This is a genomic window from Microcystis ichthyoblabe FBCC-A1114, assembly GCF_050500245.1.
GTDB lineage: Bacteria > Cyanobacteriota > Cyanobacteriia > Cyanobacteriales > Microcystaceae > Microcystis > Microcystis ichthyoblabe_A.
The window spans coordinates 2,338,998-2,352,995 of sequence record NZ_CP191408.1; the positions used below are offsets into that span (position 1 = coordinate 2,338,998).

The 13,998-nt window shown below is 41.4% G+C and carries 10 protein-coding genes; 2 read left to right on the top strand and 8 right to left on the bottom strand.

Annotated features, from left to right (window positions below):
- Positions 1-21: 21 nt before the first annotated feature.
- From ACQY1Y_RS11335 to ACQY1Y_RS11360, 6 genes are all read right to left on the bottom strand, one after another.
- The gene (locus tag ACQY1Y_RS11335) at positions 22-423 is read right to left on the bottom strand and encodes an endonuclease domain-containing protein (protein ID WP_430014592.1); all 402 of its coding nucleotides are present in this window, start codon (positions 421-423) and stop codon (positions 22-24) included.
- 410 nt (positions 424-833) lie between these two features.
- On the bottom strand, positions 834-3,188 hold the full coding sequence (locus ACQY1Y_RS11340; protein WP_430014593.1) for a GUN4 domain-containing protein: 2,355 nt from the start codon (positions 3,186-3,188) through the stop codon (positions 834-836).
- Between the two features lie 217 nt (positions 3,189-3,405).
- Positions 3,406-4,815, bottom strand: coding sequence for an IS4-like element ISMae7 family transposase (locus ACQY1Y_RS11345; RefSeq protein WP_430014668.1), 1,410 nt, complete (start codon positions 4,813-4,815; stop codon positions 3,406-3,408).
- Positions 4,816-4,971: 156 nt separating this feature from the next.
- A complete protein-coding gene (modB, locus tag ACQY1Y_RS11350) occupies positions 4,972-6,810 on the bottom strand; it encodes a molybdate ABC transporter permease subunit (RefSeq protein ID WP_430014594.1) in 1,839 nt (612 codons plus the stop codon).
- Positions 6,811-6,813: 3 nt separating this feature from the next.
- Positions 6,814-7,611 carry a molybdate ABC transporter substrate-binding protein gene (gene modA / locus ACQY1Y_RS11355; protein ID WP_430014669.1) on the bottom strand — a complete coding sequence of 266 codons (798 nt, stop codon included), beginning with the start codon at positions 7,609-7,611 and terminating at the stop codon, positions 6,814-6,816.
- A gap of 743 nt (positions 7,612-8,354) precedes the next feature.
- Complete coding sequence (locus ACQY1Y_RS11360) at positions 8,355-9,299, bottom strand: hypothetical protein (protein WP_002753562.1); 945 nt, start codon at positions 9,297-9,299, stop codon at positions 8,355-8,357.
- Between the two features lie 189 nt (positions 9,300-9,488).
- Here ACQY1Y_RS11360 and ACQY1Y_RS11365 point away from each other — a divergent pair, with 189 nt between their 5' ends.
- Entirely contained in the window at positions 9,489-10,445 is a 957-nt protein-coding gene (locus ACQY1Y_RS11365) for a glycosyltransferase (RefSeq protein WP_002732381.1), read from the top strand.
- A 70-nt stretch (positions 10,446-10,515) separates the two neighbouring features.
- Here ACQY1Y_RS11365 and ACQY1Y_RS11370 read toward each other — a convergent pair whose 3' ends face one another.
- Together ACQY1Y_RS11370 and ACQY1Y_RS11375 are read right to left on the bottom strand one after the other, a co-directional pair.
- Positions 10,516-11,709, bottom strand: coding sequence for a glycosyltransferase family 2 protein (locus tag ACQY1Y_RS11370; protein ID WP_430014595.1), 1,194 nt, complete (start codon positions 11,707-11,709; stop codon positions 10,516-10,518).
- A gap of 9 nt (positions 11,710-11,718) precedes the next feature.
- Entirely contained in the window at positions 11,719-12,654 is a 936-nt protein-coding gene (locus tag ACQY1Y_RS11375) for a glycosyltransferase (RefSeq protein ID WP_430014596.1), read from the bottom strand.
- Positions 12,655-12,970: 316 nt separating this feature from the next.
- Between ACQY1Y_RS11375 and ACQY1Y_RS11380 the strand changes: the two genes are divergently transcribed.
- Positions 12,971-13,987, top strand: a complete 1,017-nt coding sequence (locus ACQY1Y_RS11380) for an Npun_R2821/Npun_R2822 family protein (protein WP_002734110.1) — start codon at positions 12,971-12,973, stop codon at positions 13,985-13,987.
- Positions 13,988-13,998 lie beyond the last annotated feature (11 nt).

Below are 13,998 nucleotides of genomic sequence, written 5' to 3' on the forward strand. Positions count from 1 at the left end.
AAGAAGGATCAAAGCCCCTTATCAAGAAGGATCAAAGCCCCCCTTATCAAGGGGGGTTGGGGGGATCAAACTTCCAATTACTCCACAAACTCCCTCAAAATTACTCAAAACTTCTTGATTAGTAAAGCGGATTACTGTTAATCCATAACCTGATAAAATTTGGGTTCTTTCTAAGTCATAGGTCTGAGCATCTTCCCTATTATGACTATCACCATCAATTTCAATCACTAATTTTAATTCGGGGCAATAAAAGTCAACAATAAATTGATCAATCGGTCTTTGGCGATGAACTCTATATTGAAAATTGTTTAAGTATTCATACCAAAGTTTTCTTTCAGCTTTGGTCATATTTTTACGGAGTTCTTTGGCTCGTTCTACGAGTTTGGGATTGTAGGGTAGATGATGATGATTGGTTAATTGCATAAGCTTACTTTCTGGTTAGTCATGTTACCGTACTTAGCCCCCCTTGATAAGGGGGGCTTTTTATTGGTTGAATTTGATCCCCCCAACCCCCCTTGATAAGGGGGGCTTTTTACTGGTTGAATTTGATCCCCCCAACCCCCCTTGATAAGGGGGGCTTTTTACTGGTTGAATTTGATCCCCCCAACCCCCCTTGATAAGGGGGGCTTTTTACTGGTTGAATTTGATCCCCCCAACCCCCTTGATAAGGGGGGCTTTTTATTGGTTGAATTTGATCCCCCCAACCCCCCTTGATAAGGGGGGCTTTTTACTGGTTGAATTTGATCCCCCCAACCCCCCTTGATAAGGGGGGCTTTTTACTGGTTGAATTTGATCCCCCCAACCCCCCTTGATAAGGGGGGCTTTTTACTGGTTTAAGATGTATAAGTCTGTGATATATTGCAGGTTACAAGTCGCTGCGCGAGAAAAGAAATATACCACCTCACAAACCCATCTTTATCCCTCTTCAAGGGTAGGTGTGCGTGTTGACTATCCTCTAATAAAAAAGTTAGCTCATCATAGATCAACCATTGTCCGTCCCCGCGCCAACCCACCTCGTCAGCGAATTTTTTATACACATCATAATCGTATTTCCCTAGGACACCACCGCAATCCAGCCAGACTTTTTTCTGCACAGAAAAGCCAAATTTGCTGCCGCTATTATCTACCCAGAGCTTGTCAATGGTGCGTAATTCCTCACAGGGAAAGTTTTCAGCACTTTCTTCATCTAGCCAGCCTTCATCTTCCCTTTTAGCAATTAACAACATTAACCGCATCGTTTCCTCATCGGCTTCGCGCCATTGCCCATTTTTCAGATAGGTTTCTAGTTGGGTAAAGAGAGAAGTCTGTCGTTTTTGTTCTAAAAGTTCCAATCTGCGACGTTTTTTAACAGGTAATTCCCAATAACATCGCTCCGCTAATCCCTGAGCTTTAGGATTAGATTGATTATAAAAATAGACAATAAAATCAGTCGGATTAATCAATAAAGTTGCATACATAATGCAAGCCTCGTACCAGAGATTTTGCTCCCAATTTTTCTTGAGTAAATTTTCCTGCTTTAACCGTTTAATCTCCAAAGCAATTAAATAGGACTGAAAAAGATTATGGGCAAACTCATAGTATTCATCCTTTTTCAAAATTAACTCGCTCACATGAATTAACCGCTCTACAAAATCCTTAGCCGAAGTGCTTTCAGGATAACCCAATTCCTGAATAAAATTTTGTATAGAACTCAGTAATTCCGAATATTCAATCGTGGTTGTATTTCCCATTTTCAGGGCTAATTGTTGTAATACCCGTTGACGATGATTTTCCTCATTGTTATCTAAAATCATATCAATGCCCCTAGCTTGAGGGCGAGTGATCAATTGCAGATCAAAAATTCGGCGAAATAAATCCACTCGTTGCTGAGGTAATTTTTGTCCCGAGCCAAAGTTTGCCCGATGTAACTGTACTATCATATTCAGATTTAAGGGATTTCTCGCTAAGGCTAATAGAGTAGAACTTTCCCCGGAATCATCGAGAGCAAATAACTGATTAATTAAATCCTTTGCTTTATTATCGGCAGCTTCTTGTTTAGCTTTTAAACTTCTGCTAACTCTGGTTTCCTGCTCTTGCCAGAAATACCATTTATACACAAAATCCCGAATATTTTTATCGGTAAATTCATTAATAAACACCTTTTGCCGAGGTTTATGCTCAGAGCTAAACGCTTGATAGCCTTTCGGACGAGAAGTTAAAATAAAATAGTTTTGGCGAAAATCTTGCCACTGTTTGCCAATCCATTGACTGACTTTTTCGGCATATTCGGGTTTAACTTCATCAAAACCATCAAACATCACTAACATTCGCTGACGGGTTAAATGACTTTTAGCCCAGTTCTGAGGTAAATCTAATTCTTGAGAAATATCTTGTTTAAGATGTCGCTCAATTAAGGTTGGTAAATCCAATCCTTCTGTGGTGGTAATCAATTCCTGCCATCTCCGTAAACGTAAAAAGACAGGAATTAAAAAAGGTGCATTTTGTTTCGGTTGTTTTAGAGCGTAGTTATAGGCTAAATGACGCAATAAAGTTGTTTTTCCTCGTCCACCAGGAGCCAGAATTAACAACCGTAAATTTGTCCTCTTTTTAGCCCGTCGCAACAAATCCCAAATATCATCCCCCGTACCTTTAGACTCTTCTTCTGAGCGCAGTTCTAATTGACTCAGATCCAAATTAATAAAAATTTCTTCTAGTTCTGGGGTAGAAAAACCAAAGATTGCATCTTCAATCCCTTCAATATCATCATAACGACAATCTGAATCCCGTAATTTAATTAAATATTTCCCGTCAGGATTAGCTAATTGCCAACGTATTTTTTCAAGTCCTTTGTCTAGCCAAACAAAAAAGCTTAAAGCTGTACCTTTACCATGATTTTTACCTTTGGTTCTTGCCACTTCTAAAAACGCTTTACTCCAGGCTGATCCGTAGGTAAAAAAGCCCGTGACGATAAAGGTGACTCCCCCGACAATAATTGCGTTAACCGCGTCATGTTGACTAAGCCAAGTTAAGCCGCCTGTAATGCTACCCCCGATAATTGGAAGGGAAGGAGCGGAGGTTCGGAGTTGATGGGCAACAAAAGCAGTGATTTTTCCCGTCCAAACTTGAGCCTGTTCCTTTTCCTGGTCAAAATCTGATTCTTTTTTCTCCTCAGATTCCGATGCTTCCAGCTTTGCGGTTTTATCGTCCATAAACCCCCTTTGATCAACCTCTTCTAATTATATTAGAACTCTATTGAAGATAGATTTTGGGTTCGATCCAGCCTTGATCCCCCCTTGTGCCGATCCCCCCTTAATCCCGCCTTAATAAGGGGGTGCCGATCCCCCCTGCCCCCCTTGATAAGCTATCCATTAGTCACATCTTTCTTAACATAAAATTTGACAAAAAGAGAAAAGTGTGCAAGATGGCTCAAGGGGGTTCTATGGGGGGACTAATTTGATGAGATAGTTTCCAAGTCTGGCTGATATCATGTAACCTTCGCAGTCCCAACCAAATAGTTTTAACACCTGGTTCACCGTCACCTTTTCTACCTAAAAACCCCCCAAGAGAAGCAATCATTCTGACCGCTTCTCGAAAGGAGGGCGGCTTTTCAGGTGGCGGACTCTTTTTATGAATAGTGGCACACAAAGATTGCCATTCATGTTCTTCCAAAAAACTTTCACAACTCTCCTCTCCGTGTAAGCGTGCTTGATAGGTTAACCAGAGTAATCTCCAAGCTACAATTGAATAGGTAGCTAAGGCCATCTCAATTCTACGACCCGTTTCTAATTGCAGTTTTTCTAATCCACAACCACTTTTTAAAACAAAATGATAGCGTTCTATCAACCAGCGATAACTGTACCAGCGCACACAGGTTATCGCTGATTCAAAGCTACTAATGTCTAGGCTAGTTAAGAGGAGCCAACTGATAGGATTAACTCCAGGACGCGGATTTTCTTCTTCAGCTAAAATTACCTGTAATTTGACCGGTTGACGAGGGTTCGCTTTCGAGTGATGCTTAGGTACTTGTATTTCAAAACTGGCAAATCTAACTGTTAGTTTAGCTAGTCTAGCCTCGTGATTAGGATTGCGTTTTACTTGCACATCTAGGCTACCACAGGCTTTTATTTCTCTGATGGATTGATGTAAATATTTAGGTTCTGGATGCCCTGACCTTTGCTTGTCTTCGAGATAGTTAACTTTTCGGTTATGAGTTCCTCGGATTAATAAATGAGAGTTAGGACTTCTTGATTGGGCAAATAAATCAAATATGTCTGCCTCACAATCTCCGATTGTTACTACTTGAATATCTTCGGGTATTTGTTGTTGTGTTTCTGATACAGACTCTAACCATCTTTGACTTTCTTTTTCTTCGGTTTCTCTTTTTTTTCTTTGCTTGGCAATCCCTAAATTCTTTTCTTCTCTTGCCCAGACATATTGATTAATCAGTCCTAAAGGTATTCCTTGCGCTGACACTCCTAAGGTGGTATGAACTTTGAGACCAAAGGATTTTTTATAATCTAGATAACCCATTCCTTTTTTTGCTTTTTGCGTCGTAAAGTCTAAACTTGTTGTGTCTTGCACTGCCAAAACTATTGGATGTTCTTTGATTCTTTCTACTGTACTTTTGGCTTGGGCGGCAATTATATCTGAGGGGTGAAAATAGGGGGAATTCCAAAAGTCGTAGGTGGCACTCGCTGCGGCTAGATTTCCCGAAGCTTGTGGCACACTTGTACTAGGTTGGCTGGCCAAGTTTTCTACGATACTGATTAACCTTTTCTTTCTTCTGGTGTCCCCCAGGTCTGCATATTGTAATTCTTGGGCTGCCCATTTCTCCATTTTTTTGCTTACCTCCACCTTAATTCCTTCTTTCAAAACTATACCTATCAATCGTTTCCCCTTTTTTTAAGTTTCTTCTCTTTTTGTTAAGAAAGATCCGACTAATGGATAGCTTGATAAGGGGGGTGTTTGACAACTTAGCATCAAAATCTCTGTTTATTTTAATAATAATAAACGCTGGGGAGATAAAGTAACAGTCCAAGGCAAAGCTTGCTCCTTAATCTCTAACCATTTATCCTTATATAACTCTGCTTGGATCTGAAAATCTCTGTCGTGGTTGGAGGGTTGATTAAGTTTTAGATAGAGAGTCACCCGATGGGGTCCTTCAATGGCATTAGCCAACCAACAGGGAAAAGTATTAATATCGCCTAAATCTCGACCAAAAATAATTTGATGGGCGCGAATTCCCGTATAGGCTAAATAGTCGGTAATTCCGGGGATGGTGTGTAATTTAACATCCCAATCAATGGCCTCCAATTGTTGATTATTGATGATAATAGCACGGGAAAAATTTTTACAGCCAGTAATTTTTGCCAAACTAACGCTATCTGGTCGCTCAAAAATTTTCTGTTTAGAATTATTAGCAATTGCCCGCCCTTTTTCCATAACTAATAAATTCTCACATATTCGATAGGCTTCATCCATATTATGGGTAACAAAAATTGTCACGCCATCGTAATTACTTAAAGTTTTGATCATCTGACGTTCTAATTGAGCGCGTAGATGGGTATCAAGGGCAGAAAAAGGCTCATCTAATAATAAAGCTTCCGGATGACTAGCTAAAGCGCGAGCGATGGCGACCCGTTGCTGTTGTCCCCCCGATAATTGATGGGGATAACGGTTTTCCATGCCAAGTAACTGCACTAATTCCAATTGGTTGACAATCTGCTGTTTAATAACTTTTTTAGATAAGTTTTTCGAGAGACCAAAAGCGATATTTTCTGCTACGGTGAGATGGGGAAAAAGAGCATAATTCTGCACCACAAAACCGATACGACGCTGACGACTGGGGAGATTAATTCCCTTTTCGGAATCAAAGAGAATGCGACCATTTAAGACAATACGGCCCCTTGAGGGCGTTTCTACCCCAGCCAGCGATCGCAAAATCAGGCTTTTTCCCGAACCCGAAGCCCCTAATAGTCCTAATGGCTGATTTTGGCAGTTAAAAGTGACCGAGAGGTTAAAACCGGGTAAATATTTCTCTATATCGAAAAATAAGCCTATTTTATCCCTATAATGCTGATTTTCAGCTGCTAAAAGGGCAAAATCGCGACCCTCCCAGGGTGGCAGCCAGTCCTCCATCTCGTTAGGTTTGCTTTCTCCCGGTCGTCCTAATTGCTGCTTGCGTTGACTTTGCCAGAGATTAACGGCGATAATACCCGATAGGGAGATTAATATGATAATAAACACCCATATCCAAGCCTCAGTCATCGCTCCTGCTTCCACAGCGAAGAAAATCGCCATCGGGATAGTTTGAGTTTGCCCCGGAATATTACCGGCTAACATCAAAGTCGCCCCAAATTCCCCCAAAGCGCGGGCAAAAGCTAGGGTTAATCCTGCTAATACCCCGGGGAAGGAGAGGGGCAAAAGTAGGCGCCAGAATATTTTCCCTTCCGATGCCCCCAGGGTGCGGGCAACCTGTAAAAGATTGGCATCCACCTGTTCAAAAGCGCCGAGGGTGGTTTTGTACATCAGGGGAAAAGCTACCACCGTCGCGGTGATAACGGCGGCATACCAAGTAAAAACGATGCGAAAGTTAAATAGGTCTAATAACTGTCCTAAGGATCCGTTTTTGCCGAATAGGAGCAGTAAAATGAAGCCTAGCACCGTCGGGGGCAAGATTAGGGGTGCGACGAAAACTGCCTCGATTAGGGATTTCCACCGTCCACGATAACCTAACATCCAATAAGCGGCGGCAATACCGAGAAAAAAGATGATTATCAGGGCAATGGTGGCGGTTTTCAGGGATATCCATAGGGGGGAAAAGTCTGGCATTGTTTATCTGGGTATTCCGAAGCCGAATTTTTCAAAAATGTTTTTAGCGGCTGTCCTGGTGAGATATTGGGCGAAAGTCTTGGCAGCTTGCGGGTTTTTGCTGGCTTTTATCACAGCCATCGGGTAAATAATCGGAGAATGGAGATTATTGGCAGCCGTAGCCACTACTTTTACTTGGTCGGAAATTTTGGCATCGGTGATGTAAACAATGCCAGCATCGGCGTTACCAGTCTCTACGGCGGCGAGAACATTACGGACAGAGTTGGCAAAGACCAGTTTTGGTTTTATTTGCTCTAAAATGCCGAGATTTTTCAGAACTTCTTCACTGTACTGACCGACGGGAACGCTGCGCGGTTCACCCACGGCAATTCTTTGGACATTACTGTTAGTCAGGGAACGAAAATCGCTGATTTTTAGGGCGGAATTCTTGGGAACGATTAAAACTAGGCGATTAGTGAGCAGGTTTCTTCTGGTACTTCTATCGATTAAACCAGCTTTTGCTAAAGCGTCCATTTGCTTAGTGGCAGCCGAGAGGAAAACATCAACTGGCGCACCTTGTGTAATTTGCTGTTGCAAAGCTCCCGACGCACCGAAGTTATAGTTAACTTTAATGTTACTATGGGCTTTTTCAAACCCCAGCTTGATTTCTTCTAGGGCATCTTTGAGACTAGCGGCGGCAGAAACTAGAATTGTCTGGGTTTGCGCGGTGGCGATAGTAGATGAAAAAAGGTTTATTCCTAGAGATAATAAGCAACTAAGGACAATTGATCCGATAAAAGCCAGAAAATATCGTCTTTTCATCAAGATTGATAGCAAGCGATCGATATTTATATTTCTATCACAACCAATCCACCGCCCAAAATCTGTATCTAGGGTTTGCGGCAAAAAGTTTTCCGTGGAGCGTGGGGTGTGGGAAGTCAGGATAAGTAGGATTGGCTGAATATCCAGCAATTCTCATTTTGAAATAAATAGAGCATTAACCCCGATTTTGGAAGGCAAAATATAGTAGAAAGTGACTATTTTTCAGGGACAGGCGATCACAAAAAAAACAACTGGTGGGACAAATTAATTATAAATACTCAAGCAATCAAAGGGATTGGCTGAGAACGAACGGGGTTAATTCAGGAAGATAGTTCTGTTTTTAGAATAGGGAATTCAAGGGAAATAAAAATTTATAATTAAGTAGTCGTGCAAAATAAATTTCCTAGTGAAGAAAGGCAAAAGGCAAAAGGCAAGGGGGGGTTAGATGTGTGTAATTAATTTTGCTTAGGTACTTATTGTCAGCTAAGGTAAAATGGGTGACAGCACGTCAAATTATTCGGCTCTTCGTTACTTGTTATGGTTCGATAGGGGGGCATAAATCGACTAAATCCTTATCTGGCAAGAGACTTAATTGATTAGTTCCCTCTAGATAAAAAACAATTGACAAAAATCGCTAAATGCCTTTCTCTATAAGAGTTTCATTCCTTATAACCCTGTACATTGCATCAGACAAACCGAAGAAACGCAATTTAATGTTCTGATAGCCTTGGGATGATTCAGAGCTAAACCCACAGGTCAAAAATTAAATCATAAAATCCCGCTTGTTTGGCTGGAAAATCGCCCCTTTCTATCCTAGCAATAATTGATGGTAAAGCTGCGATGAAAGCAGGGCTTCTCTCTTTCGGGTGTAGACTCCAAGCTCTAGGGTTGGTGAGGTTAATCCTCAGATAATCCGTCTGTTTGAGCTTCTCAGAAACCATAATTTCCCAAGAATCTAATTTTCCCTTTCCAGTCCAGATATTTAGGGCTGTTTTCATCCCTTCTGGCCAATTTTTTACAAACTGCTGCCGATATTCATTATACCAGATGATAGGCAGGGGTAATAACTCATCAAACCGGTTACATTTGAGCAAATATAGGCGACTTCCAAAATATTTAAATTCATAAAAACCTTGAGGATTTAATTTGCCCGTATCTGATTCAAAAAACTTACCATCAGAGGTGGGCGGTCCTGTCATAGGACGGACAAACATAATCCGAGGATTTGCTTCCATCAGATCAATTCCTTCAGCAATCCATTTGTAGCCTGGCTCTTGGTACATCATCATATCGCTATCAAAATGCAGCAGATAGTCACTCTGACATTCTTCTATCTTAAAAATCGAGCCAAGGATCGGATAGCCTTTATAGTTATGAGTAGGTTTTATGGCACTGCCGAAATGTTTTAGATATAATCGTTCTTGATACCTGGAATCGTAATTAAAATCTACAATCCGGTCAACCACACCCTTGTGCAGCAAAGTTTGCGCACATTGGCGTAAGTCTTCCATCGTACCAATACCAGGACGATCAACTTTTTCCCCACTTAAAGCAGCCGTGTCTATGGCTAACACTTTTTCTTGAAAGGGAAAATTACACATCTTAACTATATGGGGGATAGTAAGCATCATAAATGGTAAGTCAGTCCGCGCTACAAAAAACCAAAGCGAACAAGTAGGAGATGCCATTAATCTTGCCTCTAACCATTTAGATACGGGACGGGGCTTATTATAACATCTTCACAGCTTTTTTACCCCTTTTGGCAGTTTAAACCCCACCCCAGTTCCTAGTCTTATAGAGTTAGTTGACAAGACTGGGATTTGTGAGGTAATTTTTTAGAAGATGCCCAACTGGGACGATTGATCTCTAAGTATTTTATGACTTTCCCCTTTGTCTCAATTATTATTCCTGTTTTTAATGATGTAGAGGGTCTGAAAACTTGCCTAGAAGCTCTTGAGCGACAAATATATCCTACGGACGATTGGGAGATCGTTGTTGTCGATAACGGGCCCGATGATAGCATTAAAGATTGCGTGGCTCGATTTCCTCGAGCCTCTTATCTGGTAGAAACCATCCCCACGCAATTTGCTGCCCGCAACACGGGGATTAGGGAATGCCGGGGTGAAATCATTGCTTTTACTGATGCTGACTGCCTTCCCGATGCCCACTGGCTGAGAGAGGGGGTAGAGGATTTGGTCAATACTCCTAATTGTGGTTTGGTTGCAGGTCATATTGAGGTTTTTCCCGAAATCGAAGGCAAAGCCAACGCGGTTGAGCTTTTTGAGATGATTACAGCTTTACCCCAAGAAGAATTAGTTACGAAGATGAAATTTGGCGCAACTGCTAATATTTTTACTTTTAAACAGATTTTTGAAACCGTAGGATTTTTCAATCTCTCTCTTCCCTCGGGAGGAGATTTAGAATGGGGACGGCGAGTTAGTAGCGCAGGTTATCAAGTAGTTTATGCCCCAAAAGCCCTAGTCAAACATCCTGCTCGCAAAACTTGGCCTTCCTTAAGGTCTAGAACCATAAGGGTCATGGGGGGATTGCATCAGATCAATTTAATCAGTTACCCCCATCGGTCTAATTTAAACCGTTTCCGGGGCTTAATCGGTGATATTTGGCGAGATTGGCCTAACCTGAACGATCTTCTGGCTATCTACAAAGATGCCAGAATTCCCAACCAAAGCGATCGGATCAAGGTGGTCTTGGTTACTTTAGCGGTAAAGTGGACAAGGATTTCTGAGAAAGTTAGGCTGTTTTTAGGGGGAGGATTAAAGACGGACTACAATAGAGATTTACAAGCAGTGGGTATTAAGTCAGAAAATATTTGATCTATAGGGGTTTTCCTTAGCCTGAAGTCAGTTCTTATACCCTCTCTTTAGGAATCGGCAGAGGAGTTGTTTACGTCTTATTTAGGTTTGCCAGAGCTGATAACTTTTGCTTAATTTTAATCAGGATAGTTTTTATTTTACTCTTGAATAGATTAGAATTTTTGGTAGATATTTTAATTTGCGTGATTAAATTTTCTGCTATCTTAATCCTCAACAACTTGGCCGTATCTTCAGAGATTTTATTTTCTAGGTAACTTAGCGCATTGCCTAAGGCATCATCTTGAAAATCTGGACAAAAAATGTTAGGGTTTCCTTGCACTCGACTGACGAAAATGATCCCCTTAATATAGGCAGTTGCTAGAGTTTCTAAATCTAAATCAGATGGCACAAAGTATTGCAAGATATCTTGGAGAGTCTCCTCACCTTCTGCCGCCGCTAAGGCGACACCATAGTTAAAAAAAACGGCTCGATTACGGAGTTGATTGTAGTAAGAAATATCAATGGGGGGATGGACGTTTTCTAGCTGAATCAGGCGCGGATCTTCCTTGGTTAAGCAATCCAAAACCTGTAATATCCCTTTTAAGACCCTGAGTCCTTGCCGACTATGAGAGCTACAATTCTGACGGTATTGAGCTAAAAAATCAGGTATATGCAGCAATTTCTGACGGGATCTGGCGAAGCGAATCCAGATATCCCAGTCTTCACCCCCCGCAGTACCATCGAAATTGAACCAGCCTACTTTTTGCAGAGACTGGGAGCGGATCATAATGCCCGCAATCCCCCCCCAAGTATTGTGTTCCAGAATATTGGGCCAGCTAGGAACTTCACTTTGATCGAGCTGGCCTAGTATAGTCTGGCCATCTTCCGCCATCATCCAAACGTTAGAGGCCACAGCGGCTGCTTCAGGGTTTTTGCTTAAGCTTTCTACACACTTGGCCATCATTGACGGAGCGAGCAGATCATCGGCATCTAAAGTGATTAGAAATTCGCCCCTGATCAAAGCGCTGCCGTTTTTCCTGGCCGCTACTTGCCCCTGTTGTTCTTGATATAAGTACTTAACCCGCTGGGGATATCTCTGGGCATATTCTTGGACTACCTGATGGGTGTTATCGGTGGAGCCATCATTGACAATAATTATCTCATAGTTTTGATAAGATTGTCTCAAAACAGATTCCACTGCTTGAGCAAGTAAGTGTCCATGCTGATAACAGGGAATTAATACGGAAACTTTGCCGAGCTCAAAAATGGGATCGTTCTCTAGCATATCTTGCACTCATAGGGGTTTAGTCTCGGGTTTGCCTAATAAACCTTTGAGTTTTTTACTTAGCCTACTTTTCCAAGTGCGGAAAATTGTGGTCAGGTGATCGCGGATCACATATTGCCAGCGCCAGGGCCAAGATAAATTCTTCAGCCTGTACTTAAGAAACAGATCGCGATTGGGCATATTTGGCCCGTGACCAAAGCCTGCCCAGTGGGTATATAGTATTCTTTTCCCATTTACCTTGTGAGTATTATCGGCAAACTCTATCTTGAATTTTGCCCACTCGGAGCCTAGATCGGGGATAGCCTCAGTAATGGCTTGGGTTTTCAGCCCCTTAATATCCACACAGTAGTTGACAAAAGGCTGGACAATACAATTATCAGCAAAATGCTGTCTGATTGTGGCTGCTTGTTCAGCCAACTCTTGAATATCATCTAGGCTAAAAGCTCCCCGGGAAGATATAAAAGAGCCTGCGTTGAAACCATTTGCCCTATGCTCTCGGATCATTTTATCTCTAAACTCCCCCTCTTTATAGACCTGATCGAATATACCCCTATAGTAGTACATAAATTCTAATTCAGAGTTGATATAGGTTCGGAACAGCTCTTGCAAGCTATCTAAAACAATAATGTCAGAATCTAGAAAGATAAAATGCTCTAGGGGTCCCCAGAAGATGGAAAAAATACGAAATCTGTGATTATGTATATCGTCGATACCCCTTACTTTTGCTCCCACTCCATCTAATAGCTCCAAGTTTATATCGCGATAAAAATTGAAATTGTATTTCTGAGAAATTTTACTTAGTTGGGATATATTATCATTAAAAGGTATAACATATAGAGGGCATTCAGGCTCATAGGTCCTGAGACTTTCTAAGAAAGGAATCATCCATTCCAAAACCTGATCATTAGCTAAACAGTATATACCTACTTTTCCAAGCGTCTTCATGGGTTAAGATTTATCAACGAGTTTCCGCTATTCTACTCAGGGAAACTTTTCTTGTCAATCTCAGGGAAAAGGAAAATCCTCAACGCTTACGGTCAAGTAAATTGTGGCCAGGGCTACAAGTCCGTCAAGATACAACAATTTCACCGCCAAGGATAAAGTTAGTATTTTGTTCCTTTCCTGTTCCCTCCTTTCAAGCCACGAGGACTCTAAGGACAGGCAATATCTCAACCTAATTCGTTGCTAGGTCTTGCCGGAGCCGGTCTCTAAATCGGTTAACTGTGATATAAATATTTTTAGATGGGAGCAGTAAAAACTTATGAGCAACGGAATCTGTACTTTGGCTAACGATCGGGTTTACGATCAGCTAGTGGCTCTGCTGAATAGCATTGAGGCGAATGGGGGAAAAGACTTACCAGTTTGTGTCTACCCCTACGATGACCAAACCGAGGAAATTGCCAAGTTAATCGCTCAACGCCCCCAAGTTGAACTGTATCGCGAGCGGGAGTCGATGGAGAGGTGGGATAATTTTGCCAAAGCAGCCTGGGATTCCCATCCTACAGCCCGCATCAGGTGGCAGCAAGCGGGAAGCAATGGCTATCATCGTTTTGGTACCCATCGTCGCTACTGTGCCTTTGACGGCCCCTTTGACCGATTTGTCTATATGGACGCGGATACCTTACTTTTGTCTCCCATAGACTATTTCTGGGAAAAGCTAGACGATTATGATTGTGTTATCTACGATTATCAGTATAAAGATCCCTCCCACGTCTATGAAGTTAGTTCGCCAAAGTTACTGAAAATATTCTCCGAAGAACGGATCAAAAAAGAGATTTTCTGTTCAGGAATCTATGCTTCTAAAAAAAACTTATTTGAGGAAGAAAAGAGAAATTGGATTCTGGAACAATTGCGTTCAGGAGAGTCAGAGATTATCTATCCCATGGCAGTGGACCAACCTCTTCTAAACTACATGATGATGAGAACAGGTACTTCTATATACAATTATGCTTTGAATACTCCTCCAGAAAAGAGAGTAGGTAACTGCGTTACCGATCCCAAATTTGTCGAAAAAGATAATTTATTGTATGATAAAGGATATAGGTTAATTTACCTTCATTATATTGGGATTTCAAGCAGTTTCTTTACTAGATGTTGCCAGGGAGAAAATATAGATTTTCCCTATCGCAGTTTATTTTTATATTATCGCTATCTCTACGAACCTGAAAATTATCCTCAATTTAAATCCAGTCCTGTCTGGTACAATCAACCTAAAAGTTTAGGAAAAAGAATGAAGGAAAAATTACAGAGAATAGCCCGTAAAGTTTTTTCTAACTAATAACAAGAGGT

Bases quoted from the DNA above. Each gene is read 5' to 3' on its own strand.
- ACQY1Y_RS11345 (WP_430014668.1), bottom strand. From the start codon at position 4,815: ATGGAGAAATGGGCAGCCCAAGAATTACAATATGCAGACCTGGGGGAC.
- ACQY1Y_RS11380 (WP_002734110.1), top strand. From the start codon at position 12,971: ATGAGCAACGGAATCTGTACTTTGGCTAACGATCGGGTTTACGATCAG.
- modB (WP_430014594.1), bottom strand. From the start codon at position 6,810: ATGCCAGACTTTTCCCCCCTATGGATATCCCTGAAAACCGCCACCATT.
- ACQY1Y_RS11335 (WP_430014592.1), bottom strand. From the start codon at position 423: ATGCAATTAACCAATCATCATCATCTACCCTACAATCCCAAACTCGTA.
- modA (WP_430014669.1), bottom strand. From the start codon at position 7,611: ATGAAAAGACGATATTTTCTGGCTTTTATCGGATCAATTGTCCTTAGT.
- ACQY1Y_RS11365 (WP_002732381.1), top strand. From the start codon at position 9,489: ATGACTTTCCCCTTTGTCTCAATTATTATTCCTGTTTTTAATGATGTA.
- ACQY1Y_RS11370 (WP_430014595.1), bottom strand. From the start codon at position 11,709: ATGCTAGAGAACGATCCCATTTTTGAGCTCGGCAAAGTTTCCGTATTA.
- ACQY1Y_RS11340 (WP_430014593.1), bottom strand. From the start codon at position 3,188: ATGGACGATAAAACCGCAAAGCTGGAAGCATCGGAATCTGAGGAGAAA.
- ACQY1Y_RS11360 (WP_002753562.1), bottom strand. From the start codon at position 9,299: ATGGCATCTCCTACTTGTTCGCTTTGGTTTTTTGTAGCGCGGACTGAC.
- ACQY1Y_RS11375 (WP_430014596.1), bottom strand. From the start codon at position 12,654: ATGAAGACGCTTGGAAAAGTAGGTATATACTGTTTAGCTAATGATCAG.